This window comes from Owariibacterium komagatae, from assembly GCF_045865535.1.
GTDB classification, from domain to species: Bacteria; Bacillota; Clostridia; order Oscillospirales; family Ruminococcaceae; genus Ruthenibacterium; species Ruthenibacterium komagatae.
The window spans coordinates 65,247-91,209 of sequence record NZ_AP031406.1; the positions used below are offsets into that span (position 1 = coordinate 65,247).

Here is a 25,963-nt window from a genome sequence, read left to right on the forward strand (position 1 = left end):
TACCAAAGCCTTTTCATGGGGATGTAAAGGTTTCGACGGGGAGAGGAAAGCGAAAGCAGCGGGTAGTGGTCGAGGGACACACTTAAAACTCCTTCAAAAAAATAGCTAACAACAATAAATTAGCTGTCGCTGCCTAATTAAAGGCGGCTGTCCTGCCCACTCCAGCACCGTGTGGGGCCAGGGCATCATTTAGGTGCTGAACGTGAACGGCTTTAAGCTTTGCGGGCCGTCATGACTGAATGAAGCTACCGAAGCGCCGGCGTGTTTATCCGCTTGACGCCGAGGGAATGTTGTAGATAAACTGCACCCGGAGATACTAGCGTAGACTTCTTTTCGGACAGGGGTTCGACTCCCCTCATCTCCACCATAAAAAAGCCCGCAAAACTCAGGTTTTGCGGGCTTCTCATTTTTCTCTGACCACACTTTTGAACCATATATAATGCTTTGCAAAAAGCCCCGAGCAGCAACTTAGCTCGGGGCTTTTGCATTTTATGAAAAAATATTGATTATGGGGTACACTCAGGACAGGGATAAGGGTGTCCACTTTTGGCAGCTTCATTTAATGTGCAGGAAATGTGCTCAGTTTGCAGTTGAGGACAGGTTTCCGAAAGATGATAATATGAGTCTCCCTCTTGTATGTATACGGGTAAGTCTGCATTTTCCAGACGCTCATAATATTTTTCCTCTATCAGCGAATTGCTTCGTTCTGACATTTCCTGGTGTTCTTTTTGGTAGTAGTCTACGTAGTACTCATAACTTCCTTGGCTGAACGAAGGGGCAGTCTGACTGTCAGAAAGATCCTCCCCCGAGTCAATGGAAACTGAAAAAGAGATGCCATTTGCAGAAGCAGCAGGCTCTGTTTGCAGCGTTTTAAAAAGGAGAATAGCAGCGATGCATAAGATGGCGCAGGAAATCGCCAGAAAGAATTTGGGAGAAAAATGAATAGCAGAGCGCTTATTCGCCTGATTGGAGCTAAAAAGCTGTTGCCAAAGATCAAATGATGAAGCCAGAAAAGATGCATATGCATTGAGAAACTTTAAGTCAAGGTCCATCTGTGCAAGACTGCATTGGGCGATTCTGTGGCAACGGGCATGCATGGATTCCGATAATGAGGCGGATTGGTTTAACTTATTTGATAATTCATAATAGAATTCAAAAACTCTTTCACGGGAAACACGAGATGCCACAGCAGGTTCATTTAAGCTTGACAAAAGTTCATTTACAACAGAAGTGTTATTATAAAGACATGTAAAGCAGAGTGCAGAAAAGACAGAGTCCTTGGCGGATATTCCCGCTTGGCCAAGGAAGGGCATTTCTTCAAGTGCGGCTTGGGTACGTGAAATCAGAAATTGACATGAGGCAGTGGCATTAATTGTGCGTGTATCCTTTTCCATCCTGCATCGGCCCCTTTTCAATTCGTTCTCATCTTTGTTCTGGCAATTTAGAAACAATCAGATGCTCGGATAACAGACGAAGCCAGTCAGATGCTTTCGTGTTTCCTCTACTAGGCTGAATGCTTTGATTCGATAAGCAGAGTAACATTCAGCCATTGTCGCCCAATAATACGGAAGCAATCCCAAAAAGCCAATGCCAAGAGTAACACAACTTAAAAGAAACCATCCCAGAAAAGATAAATCCAAAAGAAGAAGGGAAAGGATTTCGTTTTTTACCAACATGGCGCTGAGTGAAAAAGTATGTTGCTTGGAAAGGGTGGGATTTTCTGCTAAAATCCACGGGACCAATCTTAACTGGTAGGCTCTGTAAATGCCTGGAACAATCAGTAGCACTGCCAAGAGAAAAATTTGAAGATCTCGAAAGAACATCTGCTTAACGACGTTCCAATAGCTGCGCTCTGTGAAGACGCTGAAAATTGTGGCAAAGGGTGGTGTACCTTGCCGCTGCTCCATGAAATAACGATTGCAGCCTACTGAAATAGGGTTAAAAATCAATATGCGTGCGAGCACCACGAGAAACAATGAGCCGCATATTATTGTGTAATATGTTCCGTTTTTTAGGAGAGTGTCCGATTCCCAAATCAGAGGGAACAATTTTGAAAAAAACAGGCTGTTCAATACAAACAGAATGCACACAATTCGTATGGCGGTTGCCAGAATGCTATACAGGATATGTCCTTGAAGCACAAGACGTGCATTGTGTTTTAAGAGTCCCGATGTCCACATGAGCTTTCCCTCCTGTTTTACATAATTATTATAGAAAAGAAGAAAGAAAAGGTCAAATCAAGTGCGAATTATGATGTACAGGGAAATCGATTTACAGATTGACGGGCTAATTTGAAAAATCGTGATGTATATTATAAAAGGGAGAGCTATGTTGCAAGGTGGTTACAAAAGCGTAAGGGGTATTAACTTTACAGGTGAGTTGTGCGCTGAAAATATAAGCAATAGAAATCAGTGTCTACCAAAACGGATTGTTTGTGTTGATAAAAAATAAAAAACGCAACTTTGAAAACAAAGTTGCGTTTTTGGTGGACCCGAAGGGGATCGAACCCTCGACCTTACGGATGCGAACCGTACGCGCTCCCAGCTGCGCTACGGGCCCTCATCTGTCTGTCCAAACAGATTGCTTATATAGATTACTCCTTTCGAGAGTGAATGTCAAGCTTTTTTTGCGTAAAAACAAAAGTTTTTTGATGCCTCTTTTGCACGTACGGCTGATATGTTAAAATAGAAAAAAGCTTTTGTGACTCAAAAATCTCGAGCCGAAAAAAGTCGATTATTTCCACTTGCACATATTTCGAGTGTTTTCGTACACTAAAATCAGTCGTTTATCGGCGAATTTGGTGCAAGTGGAGGAATAACAAATGGAGTGCTGTGAGGTCGTGTATGAACGCACGCTGACAGAATTGGAACCGTTTCAGTCATCGAGCGAATTGCGGTATATGCTGGATGATGCACATAGCGGAGCGCGGCGTTATGGTGTCAGAATTTCACAGTCGATGCGGGGACGTGTGAATGAAGCGCGTTGCAGTGCGTTGTGTGCAACGAGGCAGCAATGTCGACGGCTTCTTTGCTTTTTGTATGAGAATGCTGTTTTGCCTGTGCATTTGGAAAGCATCATGCAAGATATCTGCAGTCAGGGACTTTTGGAGAAACTTGAGCAGGGAAATGAGAGGGAGTAATAAGTGAAAGAGGTAGGTGGATCTCCGATTCGCGTGTTTTTGCTTGATGCAAATCCAATGATGAGGATGATTTTTCCGGAGTATTTGCAAGAGCAGGATGGTATTGAACTTTGTGGGAGTGCGTCTTGTGCAGAGAGGGCGCTGGGGCAGCTGGAACAACTGAGCCCGGATGTCTTGCTGATTGGTCTGGATGCTCCTTATGAAGAGTGGACGTATTTTTTGGATGCTTTTCGGAAAATGCCATTTTCAAAATCTGTACACGTGATCGTGGGCTGTTCAGACTTGCGTGACTAGATTTGCAAAGAGTTCACTCGTTGCGGCGTAGACTGCTTTGTGCCTCGCCCGGTCAATCTTTCTTACTTGATGGAACGCATCCGGCGCGTAGCGCAGCAGCGGGAACCGCTTCGTGACGATTTGGAGACACTTGTGACGCAAGTGGTGTTGTCCTTTGAAGTGGGAATGAAATTATTGGGATGTACTTATCTTGCGGACGCATTATTGATCCTTTTGTCGCAGGGAAAGCCTTATCCTCGGATGGAAGAGCTTTATCAAATCCTCACAAAAAGACATAATACTACGGAATCATGCGTCGAAAGTGCTATGCGCAAAGTGATCAAACGAATTTTTCAACAAAACAGTGAATCTTTGCAAGAGATGCTGCGCCTGTCCCATATTGAAGGAACCAAACATCTGGCCAATGCAGATTTCCTGTTCATGCTTGCTGCGGGCGTACAGATAAAATATAAATTGTGAAGAAAGGACCATCTCATGCAGAAAGCTTCGTTGGCAAAAGAGACACTGCGCAACTATATGGAAACCGTTGTGCTGGCGCAGGATATAGCATCCTTGTTGGAGTGTGCAAATCGTGCCTGGGAACGTCTGTTTCCTGGAACAGTGGTTTCTTATTGGGTCAAAAATGGGGAGAATTGGATTCGGATCAAGTCAGCTGAGAATGACGAAATACGTTTTGAAAAACAGGCAATGCCTTTTTCCAATGAAGCGGACGGGCTATTGCGCGAGCTGCAGACGCAACGGCTGTTTTCGGATGTGCTCTTGCTGAAGCTGTTTTGTGGTGATTTTCATTGGGGTGTCGTGGCGCTTTCTCCAGTGGAAGGCGGTGTAGAGGAAGAGTGCCTCGCAGTTTCAGAAAAATTGACAATGCTTTTAGCGCAGCAGCTTCTTCCCATGCTGGAAAAACTTTCTCCACGAGATACGGCGCTGAATCTTCTCCGAAAAGATGCGTTGATTTTGTTGGCAGAGGAGATTAAAACTCCGTTGACGGTTGCGAGCGCAGCGGCACAGACTGTTGAGGCAAAATTGCATTATGCACAACAGACTGAGCTGGAAGAACGATGCAGGCGCCTTTTGCAGGTGTTGGATCAAAATCTTCGCAAAGCCATTCGAGTATCGGACAACGTCTTGGAAGTGGGGCGGTTAGAGAGCGGTTATGCGCAACCGGAGTGGCAGGCGTTTGACCTGAATGACTTTTTAAGAGAACTTTTTGAACAGGTAATGCCGTACACTATGAATGAATCAGTGGATTTCTTTTATCAGAATACATTGAGCAATCCGCAAATTGTGGTCAGCGATATGGAATACATAGAACGGATTCTGTTGAACCTGGTGTCCAACGCAATAAAGGGCTGCCGACGATGTGGCAGACGCGGAGAGATCCATGTCACGGCTGCGGTACGGGAAGAACAGATGGTCGTGACGGTGAGAGATAATGGCGTGGGGATCGCACGGGAAGATTTGCCGCATGTCTTCGAAAAGTTCTGGCAACCTTCGGACTCGAATGGAGAACTGCGAGGAACGGGAATGGGATTGTATCTGTCTTCCTTACTGGCGCGACAGCTGAGTGGAAAGCTTTGGGCGGAAAGCGCTCAGCAGGGCGCGTGCTTTACGCTTTGCGTTCCGATTCGTGCAAAAAGCTTCCCGGTGGTGACGAGCCACAAAGGCGCGATTCGCAAAGAAGTCCTTTCTGAACGCGTCAAAACGGAGCTGTGCGAATTCCTTCCTGTTTCGCAATATCGTTAAAAATGATTTCAAAGGATTGAATTAAACAGAAACGGCTCGGTGGGCTGTTTCTGTTTTTTCATCTTTACTTTATAGTGGAAATCATGTAAAATAGGTACGAAAATATCAGTAAGGTGTGATGCTGTGATGGCGGTGCGATACAAACGGATTCTTTTGAAACTGAGTGGTGAGGCATTGTCTGGAAAGACAGGCTTTGGCCTTGATGTGGATACGATTCAAGAGATTTGCGGCGGAATTAAAGCTGCACATGAACTGGGAGCCGAGATTGCGATTGTTGTAGGCGGCGGAAACTTTTGGCGTGGACGTTCCAGCGGTGAGATGGAGCGCACGCGCGCAGATCAGATCGGTATGCTTGCAACTGCGATGAATGCGCTTGCGGTTGCGGATGCTTTGGAGCATTTGGGGCTTGAGGTTCGCGTGCAGACAGCGCTGAATATGCAGCAAGTGGCAGAGCCGTATATTCGGAATCGTGCCATTCGCCATTTGGAGAAAGGGCGCATCGTTATTTTGGCGTGCGGAACCGGTAACCCGTTCTTTTCTACGGATACTGCTTCCGCGCTGCGTGCGGCAGAAATCAATGCGGACATTATTTTTAAAGCGACCATGGTGGATGGCGTATACGATAAGGATCCGAAAAAATATCCCGATGCCAAGAAGTATGACACTCTTACATTCAGCCGTGTGTTAAATGACAAGTTGGCAGTTATGGACAGCACGGCGGCCACCATGTGCCGTGACAATCGCCTTCCGATTCTGGTGTTTGATATTTTGCATCCTGAGAACATTGCAAAAGCGGTGTCCGGCGAAACCATCGGCACACTTGTGTCTGAAAAATGAGAAGAGGAGAATTGACATGAGCGCAGAGACAAAAGTTTACGAAGACAAAATGGACGGCGTCATTCGTCATCTGACAAAAGAACTGGCTGCCATTCGCGCGGGACGTGCCAATCCGGCGGTGCTGGATAAGGTGACGGTGGACTATTATGGAACCGCAACGCCGATTAACCAGGTGGCTGCAATCGCGGTTTCCGAAGCGCGGATCCTGACCATTACGCCGTGGGATGCTTCTTTGATGCGCCCCATTGAGAAAGCGATTCTGACGTCGGATGTTGGAATCAACCCCACCAATGACGGACGCGTTATGCGCCTGGTGTTCCCGGCTCCCACAGAGGAGCGCCGTAAACAACTGGTGAAAGATGCGCTGCATTTGGGAGAAGAGGGAAAGATTGCTGTTCGCAATATTCGCCGCGACGCGATGGATAAATTTAAATCCATGAAAAAAGCAGGGGATTTGACAGAGGATGACCAGAAGGATCTGGAGGAGAAGATCCAGAAGGTCACCGATAAGTTTACCAAAGAGATCGACAAGATTTGTGAGGCAAAAACCAAAGAGATCATGGAGATCTGAGCAAGCTTGTTAAAGTATGCGAAAAAGTGTGCCGCGCCAGCAAAACGCGCGGCACACATTTTTACAAAGAAGGAAGTTCTTACATGGAAAGAAGACCGGATTTTGCAAAGGGACTCAGCATTGGCATTATAATGGATGGCAATGGTAGATGGGCTAAAAAGCGTGGACTTCCCCGCACGGCCGGCCATAAAAAAGGCGCCGAAGTGTTTAAGGATATCACTCGCTATTGCAATGAGCTGGAAGTGGCCAGTGTAACCTTTTATGCTTTTTCTACGGAAAACTGGGCACGCCCCATGGAGGAAGTCAACGCCATCATGAAGCTGTTTGGCGAGTATTTGACAGCGGCATACGATTATCAGAAGGAAAACAACCGTGTTGTCTTTTTGGGCGATCGTTCTCCGTTATCTGAAAAATTTAAGGCGCAAATGGAAGAAATTGAAACCAAGACAGCGCATAACACAGGGACGACATTAAATGTCGCAATCAATTACGGCGGACGTCAGGAAATCGTGCGGGCCGCACAGATTTTGGCCAGGCGCGTGCAGCAGGGGACCTTGAAGCCGGAAGAAATCAATGAGCAACTGATGTCAGATTGCATGTATACCACTGGGCAAAAGGATCCGGATTTTATTTTGCGTCCCAGTGGAGAGCATCGGCTTTCCAATTTTATGCTTTGGCAGGCATCTTACGCGGAGTTTGTGGATATGGATGTTTTATGGCCTGATTTTACACGAGCAGACTTGGATCGGGCGATAGATGAATTCAATCACCGCAGCCGGCGTTTTGGCGGAATCTGACAGAAGTGGAGAGTTTGAAATGAAAGTGCGTGTCATTACTTCAATTGTAGGTTTGGGAGTTTTGGCGATTGTATTGTGTTTTTTTGACACAGTTCTTTTTAACTTTGTATTGATGGCGGTGGTATTGATTGCCATTCATGAGGTGTATGACGCTTTTCAATTGAAAGCACCTTATGTCTATGCTGCATTTGTTCCACTGACGGCTGTAGTAATGTTCAGCGATGCGTTAGCGACGTCTCGCTGGATTTGGATTGCCGGTTATGTGATGATGGCCTATTTGGCTTGTTGTGTGATTTCTCATTCACAAACACTCTCGTTTGCCAAAGTGGCTGGAACTACGCTTTTTTCGGCGGTGATCCTCGCATGCTTCGCATCGGTTCTGCACGTGCGCGGAATGTTCCCAGATTCACTGGAAAGTATTTATGTGTTGCTGCTGATTCTTGGTTTCGCCTGGGGTGGAGATACTTGCGCTTATTTTGCGGGAAGGGCGTTTGGAAAACACAAACTTGCACCGATTGTCAGCCCGCATAAGACGGTGGAAGGGGCAATCGGAGGTGTTTTAGGCAGTGTTCTTGTAGGCCTTCTCATTACAGTTATCTATGCAGCAGCACACGATCAGCCGACACTTCTTTCCGCCTGGGGAAATCATTATTACGTCATTGTAGCTCTGTTGGGGGCCATCAGTTCGCTGCTTGGAATTCTGGGGGATTTGACGGCATCTGTGGTTAAAAGGCAGTGCGGCATCAAGGATTATGGCACCATTTTCCCGGGCCATGGCGGAATTATGGATCGATTTGACAGTGTAATGTTTGTTGCTCCTTTTGTGGTGCTGACGCTGATGCATTTGCCCCAGGGAGCGTTGCCGGGTTAAAAGAGGAGTTTGTAATGGCAAAAAAAATTACCTTATTGGGATCTACCGGTTCTATCGGAACACAAAGTCTGGACGTGATTCAGGCGCAGGGATATGAAGTATATGGACTGGCAGCGCACAGCAATGTGTCGCTTCTGTTCAAACAGATTCAGCAGTTTTCACCGGCAGTAGTGGCTGTAGTAGATGACGAAGCAGCTAAAAAAATGCGGACACTGCTGGACGGCATGGCGAACGCGCCGAAGCTTCTGTGCGGAAAAGAGGGACTGGAAGAACTGGCTGCAATGCCGCAGGCGGATATTGTTCTGAATGCGGTGGTAGGAATTGCCGGTCTGCCTGCAACTTTGGCTGCCTTGGAGCAGGGAATCGATGTGGCACTGGCAAATAAGGAGAGCCTTGTGACAGGCGGTTATTTAGTGACGGAAACCGCTAAAAGAAAACAGGCTCGGCTTCTTCCGGTAGACAGTGAACATTCTGCCATTTTTCAGTGTTTGCAGGATGCTCATTCGGCCAAAACTTTGCAAAAGATCCTTTTGACTGCTTCCGGCGGTCCGTTTTTCGGGAAAACGAAGGCTGAACTGCAACATGCAACCCGGCAGGATGCCCTGCGGCATCCCAACTGGAGCATGGGGAATAAAATAACCATCGATTCCGCTACATTAATGAACAAAGGCTTGGAATTGATCGAAGCGGTGTGGCTGTTTGGGCTGCCGCCGGAAAAGGTGCAAATTGTGGTGCAACGGCAAAGCATTATCCATTCTATGGTTCAGTTTGCTGATCATTCCATTCTGGCACAATTGGGTGTTCCGGATATGCGCATTCCCATTCAATATGCGCTGACCTGGCCGGAACGTGTTCCGGGACCGGCCCCGGAATTGGATTTTACAAAACTTTCATCTATTACGTTCGATGTGGCGGACGAAGAGACATTCCGTTGTCTGGCGGCTTGCAAGAAAGCGATCAGCAAGGGCGGTCTGGCTCCTTGTGCTGCCAATGGAGCAAATGAAGAAGCGGTTCGTTTGTTCCTGGAGGATAAAATTTCATTCCTGAAGATTGGGGAATTGGTAGAGGGAATTGTAGAAAGTGAAAATTTTGCGGGCAGTTATACGGTACAGGACGTTTACGAATGTGATCGCATGGCCCGCGCATATGTTTTAGAGCATATTTGATTCTTAGAAAGGCGGTGGTGGTGTGGCCTCCTGGCTGCTGACGGCACTTGCTTCAATTTTTGTATTTGGAATCGTTATTTTTATTCATGAATTAGGCCACTTTCTGACGGCGAAATTCAGCGGCATTACCGTTGAAGAATTTGCCATTGGCATGGGGCCAACGCTGTTTCGCTTTAAGCGTAAGGACACTGTTTATGCCATTCGCCTTCTTCCGATTGGCGGTTTCGTCAGCATGGAAGGCGAGGACGAAGAGAGTGATGACGAGGGTTCGTTTACCAAAGCTCCCGTGGGAAATCGGATTCTGGTGACAGTTGCCGGCGCATGTATGAACTTGATCCTTGGCTTTTTGGTCCTGATCGTTGTGGTTTCCATGGAAAGCAGCATCGTCAGCCGGACGGTTGCGGAATTTTATCCGAATGCATCGACACAGCAGCACGGTCTGCAAGTCGGAGATACCATTCTGGCCGTGAACGGGCGTCGATGCTTTGTGGCCAATGATGTGAGTTATGAATTCGCACGTACACAGGAAGGAACTGCGGACCTCACCGTATTGCGGAATGGTGAGAAAATCACTCTGGAAGATGTTGTGTTTGAAACCGCAGAGCAGGATGGACAGCAGTATCTTGTGATTGATTTTAAGGTCTATCCCATTGAAAAGACCGTGGTGAATGTTTTAAAAGAAGCTGGAAACTGGACGCTGTCACTGGCGCGCATGGTGATTTTGAGCTTTACGGATTTAGTCACCGGACGCATTGCGGTGAATAATTTGTCCGGTCCTGTTGGAATCGTCAGTGCAATTGGGCAGGCTTCTTCTTTGGGGCTGCGTCCGCTTTTGCTCTTGCTGGCGTTGATTACCATCAATCTGGGAATTTTCAATTTGCTTCCGGTGCCGGCGCTGGATGGTGGTCGTTTGGTGTTTCTGATTTTGGAAGCGATTCGGAGAAAACCCATTCAGCAGAAATACGAAATCGCTGTAAACGCTGCCGGTTTCGTTTTGCTGATCGGTTTGATGATATTTGCAACATTTAATGATATTACAAAGCTTTTGCCGTAGGGGGAAGAAGCGAATGCGTAAAAAAACACGGGTTGTTAAAATAGGGAATATGGCCATCGGAGGAGATTGTCCGATTGCAGTCCAAAGCATGCTGAATGTTCCGGTCTCGGATGTGCAGGGAAATGTAGAGCAGGCAAAACGGCTGGAAAGTGCAGGCTGCCAGCTGATTCGTGTTACGGTACCCACTGCGCAGGATGCGGGAATCGTTGCGGCATTGAAACAAGCCGTCCATGTTCCGATTGTAGCGGATATTCATTTTGATTATCGAGCAGCACTGGCTTGTGTGGATGCCGGAGTCGATAAAATTCGTATTAACCCGGGCAATATCGGAAGTGATGAGCGGGTCGGTTTGGTGGCACAGGCTTGTAAAGAGCACGGCATCCCCATTCGAATCGGTGTCAATGGCGGCAGTTTGGAGAAGGATATCCTGGCAAAGTACGGAAAGGTGACGCCGGAAGCCCTGGTAGAGAGTGCGATGTATCATGTCTCACTTTTGGAAAAGCATGATTTCCACGATATTGTGATTTCCATTAAATCCTCCAATGTTCCGGTGATGATGCAGGCGTACCGACTGCTGAGCGAGCAATGCGATTATCCGCTTCACATTGGCGTGACTGAGGCAGGAACGTATCGTATGGGCTTGATTAAGTCAGCTATGGGAATTGGCGGCTTGCTGATGGAAGGAATTGGAGATACGCTGCGCGTTTCTTTGACGGATGATCCGGAAAAAGAAGTACAGGCGGGTTATGATATTTTGCGGGCAGCCGGACATTTCGTTGCGGGGCCGGAAGTTATCAGCTGTCCCACCTGCGGACGGACCAACATTGCTGTTGCTCAGATCGCCGATGAGGTGGAACGGCGCCTTCGCGGCTGTAAAAAGCAGCTGAAAGTTGCCGTGATGGGCTGTGTAGTCAATGGCCCCGGAGAAGCCAAAGAAGCAGATATCGGAATCGCCGGCGGAAAAGACTGTGCGATGCTGTTTGTCAAAGGCAAGCAGATTCGAATGCTTCAGGGCGATATTGTAGGACAGCTTTGTGCGGAAATTGAAAAACTGGTGTAACAATAAGCATGAAACCTTTATTAACGCAATTATGGCCGCAGTTTAATGCGGACCCGGACTTTGCTGCCGGTTTTGCCGGTGCGCTGGTGGAGCGCGTGGTTGCCGACCGAAAAAAAAGAACGGTAACGATTGTTTACAGTACATGTGCGCCGGTTGAACGGCAGATGAAAGAGCGGCTTGCAGTGTCACTGGAGCCGCTCTTTGAAGGCTTTGCAATTAAGTTGCAGGGCCATTTTCCTTATGCAATGATCACGGCACAGTCTGTGCTGGATTTTGCAGAAGAATTAAAAGAATACGGTTTGCCGGTAAACGGCTTTTTAAGCGGTGCTGTTGTGTCTCTGGATGGAACGCGCATTCATATTCAGGTGAAAAACGGCGTCTTGATTTTGAATGAGATTGAATTTCACTCGAAATTAGAAGACTTGATCGCAGAGCGCACGGGGACACGCCCGACCGTCACACTTTCCAGCAGTGACGTGATTTCCGCTGAGGAGCTGGAAAAGAGCGTTATGGAGAAAGTGCCTGTTGTTCAGTTCAAGAAAAAGGATGAACTGGATTCGCTGAAGGTACCGGGACTTGCGCTGGAACCGGGAGCTCCGGCAAAGCTTTTGGTGGGGCATCATTTCCAGCCGACTGATTTGACGGCCTTGAAAGATATCGGTCCGGATTCCAATAAGATTACCGTTTGGGGCGATGTCTTCTTTACGGAGATCAAGGGGAACTATAAAAAAATCTATTCCATTTCCATTACCGATTATACGGGATCGATCAACTTGAAGATTCGCATGGAGGCGGACGAGACCAATGTGCCCTGGGATGAGGTGTCGGCAGGTGACACTCTGGTTGTAAAGGGAAATTGCACTTTTGACAAGTACGAAGGCGATTATGTTATTTATCCTTATGATGTGTTTAAGGTAGTGCGCCAGCAGCGTCAGGATACGGCGAAGGAAAAGCGTGTGGAGCTGCATCTTCATACAAAACTCAGCAGCATGGACGGCTTTTGCTCCCCCGGCGAAATTGTTAAGATTGCGCACCGAATGGGACATCGTGCTGTTGCAATCACAGATCATGGCGTGGTGCAGGGATACCCGGAAGCGATGCTGGCTGTGGACGGCATTCACAAAAAAGATCCGGATTTCAAACTGATTTACGGATGCGAAGCTTATTTCGTGGATGATATGGTCCCGGTCGTATACGGTTCGGCAGGCGGTGATATGCATCAGTCTTTTGTCGTGTTTGACTTGGAAACGACCGGTTTGTCTCCACAGGATTGTTTTATCACGGAAATTGGCGCGGTGGTCGTGGAAAACGGCGAAATCACCGAGAGCTATAATGCGTTTGCCAACCCCGGTTGTCATATTCCGGAGAAAGTGGTGCAGCTGACCGGAATTACAGATGAAATGGTGGCGGATGCTCCGGGTCAGGAAGAGGCTGTTCGTGCATTTTTAAAATTTGTCGAAGGAAGACCGCTGGTAGCGCACAACGCACATGGCTTTGATATTCGTTTTTTGAAAGCAGCTGCGGAACGGTACGGCATTCCATTTGAAAATACTTATCTGGATACGCTTCCTTTATCGCAGGCGCTTTATGCCGGATTGCGTAATTACAAGCTGGATACCATTGGAAAATATTTGGAGATCCCGCCGTTCAATCATCATCGTGCCTGTGACGATGCTCGTGCCTTAGCACAGATTTTTGTCAAGGAAATTGAAGATCTGGCGCTGCGTGGTGTGACAACGCTGGAGCAGGTCAATACGGGGCTGGGCGGCACAAGAGCACTGGCCAAAAAGAACTTCCATCTGATTATTCTGGTGCAGAATTCTGCAGGCTTGAAAAATTTATATCGGATTGTATCGGCGGCACATATGGATTACTTCTTTAAAGTGCCGCGTGTGCCGCGCAGTTTGCTGAACCGGTATCGGGAGGGCCTGATCATTGGGTCAGCCTGTGAGGCCGGCGAGTTGTACCGTGCAATTTTGGAAGGAAGAAGCTTCGACGAACTGTGCAAAATTGCATCTTATTACGACTTCTTGGAAGTGCAGCCTCTGGGCAACAATGCCTTTATGGTGCGGGAACATATGGTGGACAGCATCGAAAAGGTACAGGAGTTCAACAAAACCATTATTGAAATTGGCGAGAAGTTGCACAAGCCGGTAGTTGCGACCGGTGACGTGCACTTTACGGAGCCGGAAGACGCCATATACCGCGCAGTTCTGCAGGCCGGGAACGGCTTTAAAGATGCGGATAATCAGGCGCCTTTGTATTTCCGTACGACAGATGATATGCTGGCACAGTTCGGCTATTTGCCGCCGGAAAAGGCCTACGAGATCGTTGTGACCAATCCCAATCGCATTGCCGATATGATTGATGGAGAGGTGCGCGCCATCCCGAAAGGATTGTATACGCCCACCATTGAAGGCGCGGATGATACGCTGCGTCAGGACACAATGAACAATGCAAAGGCCCGTTACGGAGATCCTCTTCCAGAACTTTTGGAAACGCGGCTTCATCGTGAATTGGATTCAATCATCAAACACGGATTTGCCGTTCTGTATGTCATTGCGCAGAAGCTGGTTCAAAAGAGCGAAGAGTATGGTTATCTGGTCGGCTCCCGAGGATCGGTAGGTTCTTCTGCGGTCGCGCATTTTTCCGGTATTTCCGAAGTGAACAGTTTGCCGCCGCATTATTTGTGCCCCAAGTGCAAATGGAGCTATTTTTATACAGATGGCTCGGTTGCGGACGGATTCGACTTGCCGGATAAAAATTGCCCTCATTGCGGGACCAAGTGCCTGGTTGACGGCCACGAGATTCCGTTCGAAACGTTTTTGGGGTTCGACGGAGACAAGGAACCGGATATTGACCTGAACTTTTCCGGTGATGTGCAGTCCCGGATTCATCGCTATACAGAAGACATTTTTGGCAAGGACCACGTCTTCAAGGCGGGAACCATTTCCGGTCTGCAGGATAAGACCGCCTACGGTTATGTGAAAAAATATCTCTCGGAACGCGACAAAACCGTCAATCGTGCAGAGGAAAACCGGCTGGTGCAGGGCTGTGTGGGTGTCAAGCGCACCACCGGACAGCACCCGGGTGGCATGGTCGTTGTGCCGAGCAATTACGATGTGTTTGATTTCTGCCCGATTCAGCATCCTGCGGATGATAAGGAAAAAGGGTTGATCACCACTCATTTCGAATTCAAATATCTGCATGATACGATCCTCAAACTGGACGAGCTGGGGCACGACGTTCCAACTATGTACAAATATCTTGAGGATATGACGGGCATCAAGATGGAAGATGTGCCGATGAACGATCAGCGGGTGATTTCTCTGCTGACATCTCCGGAGGCACTGGGCGTGACGGAAGAGCAGATTGACAGCAAGACCGGCACGTTCGGAATTCCCGAAATGGGAACAAACTTCGTGCGCAACATGTTGATTGAAGCGCAGCCCAAAAGTTTTTCCGACCTGATTCAAATTTCAGGCCTTTCTCACGGAACAGACGTTTGGAGCGGCAACGCGCAGGATCTGATCAAAGACGGTGTGTGTACTATTTCCGACGTAATTGGCACCCGTGACAGCATCATGACCTACCTTCTGTATAAAGGGGTCGAGCCCAAACAGGCCTTTACCATTATGGAGCTTACCCGAAAGGGAAAGGTGGCCAAGGGCGGTTTCCCTGAAGGGGTTGAGGATATGCTGCGGGAGCATGATGTCCCCGAATGGTATTTGGACAGCTGCAAAAAAATCAAATATATGTTCCCGAAAGGACATGCGGTCGCCTACCTGATGGCAGCTGTGCGCCTGATGTGGTTTAAAGTCTATCATCCGCTGGAATTTTATGCCACACACTTCACCGTACGCGGAGAGGATATTGACTATGAAGCGGCTGTCGGCGGGGTCAAGGTGGCACGGCAGCACATGAAGGAAGTAAATCAGCGTATTCGTGAAAGCGATAAAAAGAACCCAAAGGATGAAAATATTCTTGCCGCGCTTCAGATGGTCAATGAGATGCTTCAGCGCGGTTACGAATTTGCCCCGATTCGAATCGGCAAAAGCCGTGCAAAGGTGTATGTGGTAGAGGATGGAAAAATCCGATTGCCGTATATGGCGATGAAAGGGTTAGGCGAGTCGGTCGCCAATGAACTGGAGCGTGCGACAATGGGCGGTCAACAGTATTTGTCTGCCGAAGAACTTCAGGCTGCGACGGGAGCTTCCAGCACCATTATGGAAAATCTGTATGAGATTGGCGCTTTGGGTGATTTGCCTCGTACCAGCCAGGTGTCTTTTTTCTGAGTTTTAAAAATTGATTATGGACGCGCTGCTGTAAAAAACGCCGCCTTTTCTGGCGGCGTTTTTGCTTGTACTGAAGACGTTTTTGTAGTATACTAGAACAGTATGTATGATTCAGAGGTGCGCCTTTTGGGCGGTGCTCTGTAAATGAGGTGTAAAATGGAACCCATTCGTTTTCAAAAAAATGAGGCTGCGGCACAGGCCATCCAAACATACTATGGACGGCGCCCTTATGTGTTTACCCGAAGTTTCGGATGTCAGCAAAGCGTAAATGACGGAGAAAAGATTACGGGCGTTCTGGTGGACCTTGGCTTCGGTGTCTGCGAAGAAGAGGAACAGGCGGACTTGATTGTGTTCAATACCTGTGCGGTGCGGGAACATGCAGAACACCGGGTGTTTGGAAATATCGGTGCGCTGAAGACTCTGAAAGAGAAAAATCCCCATCTGCTGATTGCGGTGTGCGGCTGTATGACGCAGCAGGAAAGCGTTGTGGAAAAGCTGAAAAAGAGCTATCCGTACGTTGATATTGTGTTCGGCACCAATGGCATCGATTTGCTCCCCGGGTTGATCTTGGAAAAACTGACCGACCGCAAACGGGTGCTTCCGAAGCCCGTTGAGCGACGTGATATTGTAGAGGAGATTCCAATCCGGCGCGATTCAAGCTATCGGGCGTTTCTTCCCATTATGTATGGCTGTGATAACTTTTGTTCCTATTGCATCGTACCGTATGTGCGCGGCCGCGAGAGAAGCCGGAAAAGTGCAGATATTTTGGCGGAGTTTTGCCAGCTGGTGGATGCAGGTTATAAAGATATCACGCTGCTTGGGCAGAACGTGAATTCCTATGGGAAGGGCCTGGACGAGGAGATCGATTTTTCGAGACTGCTTCAAATGCTGGATCAGATTCCTGGCGACCACCGGATTCGTTTTATGACCAGTCATCCCAAGGATGCCACGTATCAGCTGGTGGATACCATTGCCCAGAGTCAGCACATTTCCCATCATTTTCATCTGCCCGTGCAGTCTGGTTCCAACGAAATTCTGCAGAAGATGAACCGGAAATATACGGTGGAAAGTTATTTGGACCTGATCCACTATGCCAAAGAGCGCGTGCCGGACATGACATATTCCAGTGATATCATTGTGGGATTCCCCGGGGAAACGGAAGAGGATTTTCGCCGTACGGAAGCCTTGGTTCGCGAAGTGGAATATATGCAGTTGTTTACATTTATTTATTCCAAGCGCGGCGGAACAGTGGCAGCAACACTGCCGGATGATACTCCGCACAAGGAGAAAGCGGATCGAATCGCACGGTTGATTGCGATTCAGGATGAAATTGTGGACAAGCTGACACAGAAAATGCTTGGCACAACGGTCAAGGTTTTGGTCGAAGGACCGGGACGAAAAGAAGGTGTATTCACCGGACGGCTGGATAATAATATGGTTGTCGAGTTCGAAGGAGATGCACCGGAAGGTCAATTTGCACAGATCCTTCTCACCAGCGCAAAGGGCGCAGTGCTGAAGGGAAATCTTATAAAGTAAAAAGAGAAAGGAACGATAGATTATGGCAAAAGATGCAATTACCATGTTTAAAGAGGCTGCGCAGCAGCTGCAGAAAGAAGAGGCTTATCTGGCTTTGGAAGGCACCCGTAAGGCAAATGACGAGGACGAAGCTCTTCAGACTCTGATTGGAGATTTTAATCTGGCACGCATTGATTTGAACAGCGAACTTTCCAAAGCTGCCGATAAGGATCAGGAGCGTGTGAATCAGCTGAATTTGAAAGTTAACCAGCTCTACAATGACATTATGGCCAATGAGCATATGATTGCTTACAATGAGGCCAAAGATGAGCTGGAAGCTCTGATGAACTACGTGAATGCGATTATTAATACGGCTGTAAATGGCGGCGATCCCATGGCAGTGGAAGAGCCGCAGGCCGGTTGCAGCGGCAGCTGCGCTTCCTGCTCGGGCTGCCATTGATCGGGAAAAAGTGAGAACAGGAGGGTGTAGTACACATGGCGGCGCTTTCTCCCATGATGCAGCAGTACTTTGAAATTAAAAATCAGCATCCGGATAAGATCCTTTTCTTCCGTCTTGGTGATTTTTATGAGATGTTTTATGACGATGCGGTTCTTGCGTCGAAGGAATTGGAACTGACTCTGACCGGGCGTGACTGCGGCCAGGCGGAACGTGCGCCGATGTGCGGCGTTCCGTTCCATTCCTATGAAAGTTATGTTGCACGGTTGATTGCCAAGGGGTATAAGGTTGCCATCTGTGAGCAGATGGAAGATCCCGCTTTGGCAAAGGGGTTGGTCAAACGCGACATTGTTCGTGTGGTCACACCTGGTACAGTCATTGAGAGCAGCATGCTTCAGGATGACAAAAACAATTACATAGCGAGTATTTATATAAAAGACGGATGTGCCGGTGTTTGTTTTGCGGATGTGTCTACCGGTACTGCTCATACCACTTGCCTGACCGGGGAACGGCTCGGAGCAGAAATTATTTCCGAGTTGTGCCGTTTTGCGCCGCGTGAAATTTTGTTCAACTCGGAAATCCTGAACTACAAAGACGTCACGCATTATATCAAACAGCAGCTGGCCTGTGCAGTCGAACTGATGGAAGATGACCGCTACCAATCGGAAGAATGCACACATGAGATGCAGCTTCAGTTTGGAGAAGATTGTGAAAAAAACACAGGGCTGAAATGTGGTTCGCCGGCTTTCTATGCTTTGGCGGTCTTGCTTTCCTATTTGAAGGAAACCCAAAAGAAGGGTGTAGAACGCCTGAAGACCGTGCATAACTATGCCGAAGCCCAGTATATGCAGCTGTCGCCTGTTACCCGGGCCAATCTGGAATTGACGGAAACCATGCGCGGACGTGAAAAGCGGGGAACATTGCTTTGGGTTTTGGACAAAACGCAGACAGCGATGGGAAAACGTCTTTTGCGGAACTGGATCGAGCAGCCGCTTGTAAACGTGAATGCGATCGATGATCGCCTGGATGGCGTGGAGGAATTGTTTGGTGATTCGGTCACACGGGCAGAAATCATTGCGGCGCTGGCTCCAATCTTTGATATTGAGCGGCTCATGACCCGTACGGTATACGGTTCTGCATCTCCGCGCGAAATTTATTCTTTGGCGGTAACGTGTCAGCAGCTGCCGCAGCTTCGACAATTGGCCGGTTCTTTCCACGGTGCGGAGCTGGTTGGAATTGTTGCGGATATTGATGAACTGGCGGATATCAAGGAGATGATTCTGAGCGCCATTGATGAAAATGCACCGGCCTCTCTCAAAGACGGTGGCGTCATCAAGCCCGGATATAACAGCGAGGTAGATGAGCTCCGTGACATTGTGCACGGCGGAAAGGGCTATCTTACCACGCTGGAAGCAAAACTCAAAGAGGAAACCGGAATTCGCACTTTGAAAATCGGTTATAACCGTGTGTTCGGCTATTATATTGAAGTCAGCAAGTCCTTTACAGATCAGGTGCCGCAGAATTTTGTGCGCAAGCAGACACTGGCCAATGCGGAGCGGTATATCACAGAAGATCTTAAGCAGCTGGAAAACAAAATTCTGGGCGCCAATGAACGCCTGGCGGTATTGGAGCGTCAGCTGTTTGAGGATTTGCTGCACAGCATTTCCGAGCAGCTGCCACGCATTCAGCGTACAGCAAGCGGTGTGGCACGGCTGGATGTACTGGCCGCATTGGCGGAAGTGGCCGTAAAGAACAATTATGTCAAACCACAGGTGGACGAAGGCGACGAACTGGAAATCGTGGAAGGCCGGCATCCGGTCATTGAACAGATGCTGCGCGGCGCGCTGTTTGTCCCCAATGATACCATGTTGAACTGTGGGGACGACCGCATGCTGATCATTACAGGTCCCAACATGGCCGGAAAATCCACTTATATGCGGCAGACTGCTTTGATTGCGCTGATGGCGCAAATTGGCAGCTTTGTCCCGGCAAAAAGTTGCCGGACCGGTGTGGTGGATGCTATTTTTACCCGAGTGGGTGCGTCGGACGATTTGGCAGCGGGGCAGTCTACCTTTATGGTGGAAATGACAGAGGTAGCAGAGATTTTGCAATATGCCACACGCAAGAGTCTTGTGATTCTTGACGAGATCGGAAGAGGTACATCTACTTTCGATGGAATGAGCATTGCGCGGGCGGTAGTAGAGCATATTGCAGACCGTGAAACGGGCATTGGGTGCAAAACTTTGTTTGCCACCCACTACCACGAGTTGACGGATCTTGAAAATTCTTTGGATGGTGTCAAAAATTACAACATTGCCGTCAAAAAACGCGGCGATGATATTACTTTCCTGCGGCGGATTGTGCGCGGACCGGCAGATGACAGTTACGGAATCGAAGTGGCAAAGCTGGCTGGGTTGCCGGATGAGGTGACAAGCCGTGCAAAGGAAGTTTTGAAAGTGCTGGAAGCCAGTGCACCCAATGCGGACCGTGTGACGCAGCTGAATTTCGATAATTTTGAAAAATTTGCGGAAAAGCCGGTGCCCAGTGCATTGGTGGAACGTTTGGAGGCGGTGGATGTGGAAACGCTGACGCCGCTGGAAGCGTTGAATTTTCTTTATGAACTCAAGAAAACACTTGCGGAAGGATAAGAGAAAAGAGGTGGGGGATTTTGGCTAAGATTCATGTTTTGGACAAACATACGGCGGAGCTGATTGCGGCGGGAGAAGTGGTGGAACGTCCGTCATCGGTCGTCAAAGAACTGACGGAGAATGCGATCGATGCCGGTGCCACAGCTGTGACGGTGACAATTGAGCGTGGCGGAATCTCTATGATTCAGATTGCAGACAATGGTTCGGGAATCGAAGCGGAGAGTATCCCCACGGCATTTTTGCGGCATGCTACCAGCAAAATTCAGTCAGAAGATGATTTGGAAAACATTCATACGCTGGGCTTCCGGGGAGAGGCGCTGGCTTCCATTGCCAGTGTGGCGCGTGTGGAATTGCTGACGAAAACAGAACAGGACGAGTATGCCTATTGTTATCGTATCAGCGGCGGTGAAGAGGAGGGCATCGAACCCGGGGCACGTCCTCAGGGAACGACCATCACAGTGCGCGATTTGTTTTATAATACCCCTGCCCGTATGAAGTTTTTGAAAAAAGATGCCAGTGAGGGCAACTATGTGAGCGATGTGGTGAGTCAGCTGGCGCTGTCTCATCCGGAGATTTCTTTCAAATTTGTTCGTGAGGGGAAGGTACAGTTTCAGACACCGGGTGATGGAAAATTGCTGAGTGCAGCTTATGCGGTCCTTTCCCGAGACTTTGCCAAAGACTTGCTGGAAGTGGGACATGTACACGGAAATTATCAAATCAGTGGACTGGTGACTCCGCCCAAAAGCGGTCGTGCCAGCCGTTCCATGCAGCATTTTTTCATCAATGGGCGCTTTGTCAAAAATCGCACCATGATGGCTGCTTTGGAGGCTGCATACAAAGGTGTTCTGATGCAGGGGCGCTTTCCCGGATGTGTGCTCACAGTTACCATGCCACCGCAGCTCGTGGATGTAAATGTTCATCCGGCTAAAACGGAAGTGCGTTTTGCACGGGAGAAAGAAGTATTTGATGCGGTGTATTCTGCAGTGAAATCTGTTTTGATCACACCGGAATCTTCTTCGAAAGCGCTGGCTTTTGAAGAAAAAAGTGTCTCCCGGCCAATGGAAACGCCACATCCGGCGCCGGCAGCGGCCCCTGTGCGGCCGACCAAGCCCGCCGCAGAACAAATTCGCGCCTACGACAATATGGTTTCGCGTCTCGCAAGTGTGAGCCCGGTTCCGTATAGAGCGGTTTATGAGAAAGAGCCGGATACTCCTGTCGTGGAGATTCCTAAAAGGCCGGCTCCGTTTGTTCCCGCTGCTCAGGAAAAAGAAGCGAGTGCTCCGGTTGTTTCGGCTTGTGAAACAAAGGTGCCGGCGGCAGAAGCAAAGGCAGAAATTCAGCAGACAGTTCTTCCGGGAATACAGCCTGAAAAGCAGGAACTTCGTTTTGTCGGAGAAGTATTTAATACTTACATCATTGCACAGCGCGGTCAAGAAATTTGCTTTATTGACAAACATGCTGCACATGAACGAATCATCTATGAGAGTATAATGGAGCATTATGGCCAAGTGAGCAGCCAGATGCTTTTGGTCCCGGCAACCATTCGGCTGTCCGGGGAAGAAAAAAATGCCCTGATGCAGCACGAGAAGATTTTGGCGGACAGCGGCTTGGAAATTGAAGATTTCGGCGGCAGTTCCGTTGTGGTGCGCGCTGTTCCAGCCGATGTGCCGCCGGACGATGTGGAGAATCTGGTGGTGGAACTTGCCAGTCATCTGCGGGAAAATCCGCGTTACACAGTCGGAGAGAAGACAGAGTGGGTTTTGCATTCCATCGCATGCCGTGCAGCAATCAAGGCAGGAGATAAAACGCATGCTGCTCAACTGATGCGTTTGGCGCAGGAAGTAATGGATGGAAAAATTCCGCCGTTTTGTCCCCATGGACGTCCGGTGATTTTGCGTTTGACATTGAAGGAGCTTGAGAAACAGTTTGGCAGACAAGGTTAAAGTTCTGGCCGTTTGTGGGCCGACGGCCTCCGGGAAAACTGCACTGGCTGTGCAGCTGGCCCGGCAACTAAACGGGGAAGTTGCATCGGCAGATTCGATGCAGATTTACAAAGGGCTTTCTGTGGGAACCGCAAAGCCGGATCATGCGGAAATGTGTGGAATCCCGCATCATTTGATGGATTTTTTATCTCCGGACCAGGCATTTTCGGTGGCAGATTATGTGGCGCAGGCTGGACGGATCATTGAGTCCATTGCAAGACGGGGGCGTGTCCCGATTTTGGCAGGCGGCACTGGATTGTATCTTTCAAGTTTGCTGGATGGTGTACGTTTTTCTCCAGCCAAACCGGTATCTGAGGAGCGGGTGCTGCTCCAGCAAGAGCTGGAACAAAACGGAATCGGCCCTTTGTATGCGGAGTTGTGTCGGATTGATCCGGAGTATGCAGCTACGCTTCATCCGAACAATCATGTGCGTGTGCTGCGTGCTCTGGAGCTGTATCGGCAGACGGGCAAAACAATGACGCAGCAAAGAAGTGAGTCAGTACCGGCAGAGCGGCCGTACAATGCGCGCGTGATCTGCCTGTGTCCGCGCCAGAGAGAAATGCTGTATGCGCGTATCGACGCACGTGTGGACCAAATGATGGCGAGTGGCCTGTTAGAAGAGGCGAGGGATGTTTACGAGCATCGCGCTTTGTATAAGACGGCTGCACAAGCCATTGGATACAAGGAGTTTTTTCCTTATTTTGAAGGAGCGAGCGAGTTGGAAAGCTGCGTGCTGGCGTTGAAACAGGCGACGCGCAATTACGCCAAACGTCAGTTGACTTGGTTTCGCAGAATGCCGGATGTGCTTTGGCTGCATCCGGAGGATGCGGATGTTTTGGAACAGGCGCTTGAATACTGGAACAGGATGGATTAAAAGAAAATACCATGAAGCAAAAAGGAAAAGGGAAAAGCATTCGTTGGGGGATTGTTGTTCTTTTACTGGTCCCGGTTGTTTACATTGGGGTGCAGCTGGCTTTAATTTTGTTCGGGCAGGTCAACCGTTCCTATGACACCCAAACTGCAGTGCTTTACGAAATGGCAGACACACTCTCCTGCCAGGGGTACGTCTCTTTGAGTGAAACAGATATCACGTACGATGGAACCGGGGTATTGGGCTATATCGCACAGGACGGGGAACGCGTGTCTGCCGGAACTGCGGTTGCACAGCAGTTTTCTGATGCACAGCAGGCATCGGCCTACCAGCAGATTCAAATGTTAAATGAGGAAATCGAACTTGTGGAGAAATCCCAGACTGTTTCTTCGGTCACTGTCAATGTTGACGCGCTTTTAAAACAGACGAAGACAGGAATCTATGAGATATTAGCCGATGTGCAGAGCGGGAATTATATGGATGTGCCGGATGCCAGAGAAGAGATTTTGACAGCACAGAACCGCTTGTTGATTAATACCGGTGCGGTATCCGATTTCTCGCAGAGAATTCAGGATTTGACCGCGCAGCGGGATGCGATTTCCGTGGAAAACCCTTCTTCCATTATGGCAAATACTGCGGGATATTTTGTTTCAGCGCAGGACAGTACCAAGTGTGTGTATACCGGTGAAGAGCTTTCTGCTATGTCTCCGGTGGAATTTGCACAGGCTTGTCAACAACCGTTGGAAGAAAACGACAGCAATGTAGCCGGAAAAATCATTACAGATTATGAGTGGCGCTATTTTGCTCTTGTGGATGCCAAACAGGCGGCTAAGTTTGTAGAGGGAAAAAGTGTGCAGATTTCTTTCCCCGGGGTTTCCGACAATTCTTTTCCGGCAGAGGTCATCAGCGTAACGGTGGATGAGGCAAACAATGCGGCCAAAGTGGAATTATCCTGCGATTACATCAATGAAGACGTGGTAATGCTGGAAAAAGAATCCGCTTTGATCACTTTTCAGGTTTACGAAGGGCTGCGAGTGGATGCCGCTGCACGCCGTGTGAGCGAAGGCGAGGACTATGTTTATATTAAACGCGGAAATACTGCGCAAAAACGTTATATTGACGTGATTTTTGAGGATCAGAACTACATTCTGGTTTCGCCCGACAGCGAGGATACTTCCGAAAAAACTTACCTGAAAATGTTTGATGAGGTCATAACCGATGCGGGCAGCCTGTCCGAAGATAAGGTCCTTTTGTAAAAAAGAGATGTGCGGAACAGCCGCTTTTTTCGCAAAAAGATTGACAATCAGCGGCAAAATGAAGATAATAAAAATATTAGCATATATGTATTATGCGGTTGTATGCCCTCTTTCAAAAACGGTTGCAACATCAGATTGTTTCAAAAGGAGTAAAGCAATTTATGAGTATGTTTGATAAACTTAAAGGTATGATGGGCGTGCCCGATGATGATGATTATGAGGATGAAGGCGTTGACATGATGCAGAATGTCGACGATACCGACAATTATAATGATTATAATATGCAGGACAATTACGGTTCTTCGGACGGAAGTCCCAAGCGCAATAAGGTTGTAAATATCAATTCAACCATGCAGCTTCAAGTCGTTCTGGTCAAGCCGGAGCGATTTGACGATGCCAGCGCAGTGGCGGATCATCTGAATGCCAAGCGCACGGTTGTGCTGAACCTGGAGTCTACCAGCAAGGACATTGCGCGCCGCCTGGTTGACTTTTTGTCCGGCGTTGCATATGCCAACAACGGGCAGATCAAACGTGTAGCGAACAGCACGTTTATTATTACGCCCTATAATGTAGACATTATGGGCGATCTCCTGGACGAGCTGGAGAGCAATGGCGTATTCTTCTGAGGCGAAACAGCGGGGATATATCCCGCCGCAAAATGACGAAGAAAAACTGTTGATGAAACGTGTGACGGAATGGGTCCATCAGGTAGAATATTCGGATCGTCCGCGCTGTACGTCCTTTCTCAGTGATCGTGAACAGGCTCTGGCTGTTTCTGCTCTGCAAAAATGCAAGTGGACCGAGTATGTGTTCAGCGGCGGATACGATGCAGCGGAACGAAAACTGCTTTGCATTTACAGCGGTGAAAAGCCGGAAGAACCTTTTCCGGCCCGATGTCTCAATATTGAAGTGCTGCAAAAAGACAAGACTCTGTCACACCGGGATTATTTGGGAGCATTACTTTCACTTGGTATAAAGCGAGAATGCGTCGGGGATATTTTGGTCACAGAAGATGGCGCACAGTGCTTTGTTTTGGAAAAACAATCCGGGCTTGTGCTGGAAGAATTGTCGTCAGTCGGGCGTTGCCATGTGCATGTATCATACGCGCAGACAGAGAGCGTTTCGGCGCCGGCGGGACGTGAATTTACCGTCAGTCTTGCGTCGATGCGGCTCGATGCACTTTTGGCGGAAATGATTCATACAAGCCGTTCCAATGCGGTGCAGCTGATTCGCGGTGGCGCGGTAGAGATCAATCACATACCGAGCACCAAGCCCCATGAACCCGTTTATGAAGGAGACACGTTCAGCGTTCGGGGTTATGGAAAGTTTCGTTTGCAAAAAATTGGAGAACAGAGTCGGAAAGGCCGAACATTTGTATCCTATCTACAATATTGACAGGGGGCAATC

At 48.6% G+C, this 25,963-nt stretch carries 22 protein-coding genes, 1 tRNA gene and 1 other RNA gene; 21 read left to right on the top strand and 3 right to left on the bottom strand.

Features of this window, described 5'->3' with window-relative positions:
- Positions 1 to 17: 17 nt before the first annotated feature.
- Positions 18 to 367: a transfer-messenger RNA gene (gene ssrA, locus ACKTS9_RS00385) on the top strand.
- Positions 368 to 506: 139 nt separating this feature from the next.
- Here the strand turns inward: ssrA and ACKTS9_RS00390 are convergent.
- The 3 genes from ACKTS9_RS00390 to ACKTS9_RS00400 all read right to left on the bottom strand — a co-directional run bounded on the left by ACKTS9_RS00390 (position 507) and on the right by ACKTS9_RS00400 (position 2,559).
- Positions 507 to 1,394: a hypothetical protein gene (locus ACKTS9_RS00390; protein ID WP_349217170.1), complete on the bottom strand. Its 888-nt coding sequence runs from the start codon at positions 1,392 to 1,394 to the stop codon at positions 507 to 509.
- A 57-nt stretch (positions 1,395 to 1,451) separates the two neighbouring features.
- A complete protein-coding gene (locus ACKTS9_RS00395) occupies positions 1,452 to 2,180 on the bottom strand; it encodes a DUF975 family protein (RefSeq protein WP_349217169.1) in 729 nt (242 codons plus the stop codon).
- Between the two features lie 303 nt (positions 2,181 to 2,483).
- Positions 2,484 to 2,559: transfer RNA gene (locus ACKTS9_RS00400), tRNA-Ala, on the bottom strand.
- Between the two features lie 340 nt (positions 2,560 to 2,899).
- Here ACKTS9_RS00400 and ACKTS9_RS00405 point away from each other — a divergent pair.
- The 20 genes from ACKTS9_RS00405 to ACKTS9_RS00500 all read left to right on the top strand — a co-directional run bounded on the left by ACKTS9_RS00405 (position 2,900) and on the right by ACKTS9_RS00500 (position 25,951).
- The gene (locus ACKTS9_RS00405; RefSeq protein WP_407882049.1) at positions 2,900 to 3,139 is read left to right on the top strand and encodes a DUF6514 family protein; all 240 of its coding nucleotides are present in this window, start codon (positions 2,900 to 2,902) and stop codon (positions 3,137 to 3,139) included.
- A gap of 3 nt (positions 3,140 to 3,142) precedes the next feature.
- Positions 3,143 to 3,433 carry a hypothetical protein gene (locus tag ACKTS9_RS00410; RefSeq protein ID WP_407878271.1) on the top strand — a complete coding sequence of 97 codons (291 nt, stop codon included), beginning with the start codon at positions 3,143 to 3,145 and terminating at the stop codon, positions 3,431 to 3,433.
- A 132-nt stretch (positions 3,434 to 3,565) separates the two neighbouring features.
- A complete protein-coding gene (locus ACKTS9_RS00415; protein ID WP_407878273.1) occupies positions 3,566 to 3,892 on the top strand; it encodes a sporulation initiation factor Spo0A C-terminal domain-containing protein in 327 nt (108 codons plus the stop codon).
- 15 nt (positions 3,893 to 3,907) lie between these two features.
- Positions 3,908 to 5,176 (top strand): sensor histidine kinase, encoded by a 1,269-nt coding sequence (locus ACKTS9_RS00420; RefSeq protein WP_349217166.1) that lies wholly within the window; start codon positions 3,908 to 3,910, stop codon positions 5,174 to 5,176.
- A gap of 126 nt (positions 5,177 to 5,302) precedes the next feature.
- Positions 5,303 to 6,013 carry a UMP kinase gene (gene pyrH / locus ACKTS9_RS00425; protein WP_349217165.1) on the top strand — a complete coding sequence of 237 codons (711 nt, stop codon included), beginning with the start codon at positions 5,303 to 5,305 and terminating at the stop codon, positions 6,011 to 6,013.
- A gap of 16 nt (positions 6,014 to 6,029) precedes the next feature.
- Entirely contained in the window at positions 6,030 to 6,584 is a 555-nt protein-coding gene (gene frr / locus ACKTS9_RS00430) for a ribosome recycling factor (protein ID WP_349217164.1), read from the top strand.
- Between the two features lie 83 nt (positions 6,585 to 6,667).
- Complete coding sequence (gene uppS, locus ACKTS9_RS00435; RefSeq protein WP_349217163.1) at positions 6,668 to 7,381, top strand: polyprenyl diphosphate synthase; 714 nt, start codon at positions 6,668 to 6,670, stop codon at positions 7,379 to 7,381.
- Between the two features lie 19 nt (positions 7,382 to 7,400).
- The gene (locus ACKTS9_RS00440; protein WP_349217162.1) at positions 7,401 to 8,252 is read left to right on the top strand and encodes a phosphatidate cytidylyltransferase; all 852 of its coding nucleotides are present in this window, start codon (positions 7,401 to 7,403) and stop codon (positions 8,250 to 8,252) included.
- A 14-nt stretch (positions 8,253 to 8,266) separates the two neighbouring features.
- Complete coding sequence (gene dxr / locus ACKTS9_RS00445; RefSeq protein ID WP_349217161.1) at positions 8,267 to 9,418, top strand: 1-deoxy-D-xylulose-5-phosphate reductoisomerase; 1,152 nt, start codon at positions 8,267 to 8,269, stop codon at positions 9,416 to 9,418.
- Between the two features lie 22 nt (positions 9,419 to 9,440).
- Entirely contained in the window at positions 9,441 to 10,472 is a 1,032-nt protein-coding gene (gene rseP, locus ACKTS9_RS00450) for an RIP metalloprotease RseP (RefSeq protein ID WP_349217160.1), read from the top strand.
- A 13-nt stretch (positions 10,473 to 10,485) separates the two neighbouring features.
- Positions 10,486 to 11,532: a flavodoxin-dependent (E)-4-hydroxy-3-methylbut-2-enyl-diphosphate synthase gene (gene ispG / locus ACKTS9_RS00455; protein ID WP_349217159.1), complete on the top strand. Its 1,047-nt coding sequence runs from the start codon at positions 10,486 to 10,488 to the stop codon at positions 11,530 to 11,532.
- A gap of 8 nt (positions 11,533 to 11,540) precedes the next feature.
- Positions 11,541 to 15,827, top strand: coding sequence for a PolC-type DNA polymerase III (locus tag ACKTS9_RS00460; RefSeq protein ID WP_349217158.1), 4,287 nt, complete (start codon positions 11,541 to 11,543; stop codon positions 15,825 to 15,827).
- Positions 15,828 to 15,983: 156 nt separating this feature from the next.
- Positions 15,984 to 17,363, top strand: coding sequence for a tRNA (N6-isopentenyl adenosine(37)-C2)-methylthiotransferase MiaB (gene miaB, locus ACKTS9_RS00465; RefSeq protein WP_349217157.1), 1,380 nt, complete (start codon positions 15,984 to 15,986; stop codon positions 17,361 to 17,363).
- Positions 17,364 to 17,385: 22 nt separating this feature from the next.
- Positions 17,386 to 17,802: a YlbF family regulator gene (locus ACKTS9_RS00470; RefSeq protein WP_349217155.1), complete on the top strand. Its 417-nt coding sequence runs from the start codon at positions 17,386 to 17,388 to the stop codon at positions 17,800 to 17,802.
- A gap of 35 nt (positions 17,803 to 17,837) precedes the next feature.
- A complete protein-coding gene (gene mutS, locus ACKTS9_RS00475; protein WP_349217154.1) occupies positions 17,838 to 20,447 on the top strand; it encodes a DNA mismatch repair protein MutS in 2,610 nt (869 codons plus the stop codon).
- Between the two features lie 20 nt (positions 20,448 to 20,467).
- Entirely contained in the window at positions 20,468 to 22,390 is a 1,923-nt protein-coding gene (gene mutL / locus ACKTS9_RS00480) for a DNA mismatch repair endonuclease MutL (protein WP_407878281.1), read from the top strand.
- On the top strand, positions 22,374 to 23,303 hold the full coding sequence (gene miaA, locus ACKTS9_RS00485; RefSeq protein ID WP_349217151.1) for a tRNA (adenosine(37)-N6)-dimethylallyltransferase MiaA: 930 nt from the start codon (positions 22,374 to 22,376) through the stop codon (positions 23,301 to 23,303). Before mutL ends, miaA begins: the two co-directional genes overlap by 17 nt.
- An 11-nt stretch (positions 23,304 to 23,314) precedes the next feature.
- Positions 23,315 to 24,556, top strand: a complete 1,242-nt coding sequence (locus ACKTS9_RS00490) for an HlyD family efflux transporter periplasmic adaptor subunit (RefSeq protein ID WP_349217150.1) — start codon at positions 23,315 to 23,317, stop codon at positions 24,554 to 24,556.
- A gap of 161 nt (positions 24,557 to 24,717) precedes the next feature.
- Positions 24,718 to 25,182, top strand: coding sequence for a cell division protein SepF (locus ACKTS9_RS00495; RefSeq protein WP_349217149.1), 465 nt, complete (start codon positions 24,718 to 24,720; stop codon positions 25,180 to 25,182).
- Positions 25,166 to 25,951 carry an RNA-binding protein gene (locus ACKTS9_RS00500; RefSeq protein ID WP_349217148.1) on the top strand — a complete coding sequence of 262 codons (786 nt, stop codon included), beginning with the start codon at positions 25,166 to 25,168 and terminating at the stop codon, positions 25,949 to 25,951. The genes ACKTS9_RS00495 and ACKTS9_RS00500 overlap by 17 nt, the downstream gene beginning before the upstream one ends.
- Positions 25,952 to 25,963: the final 12 nt, after the last annotated feature.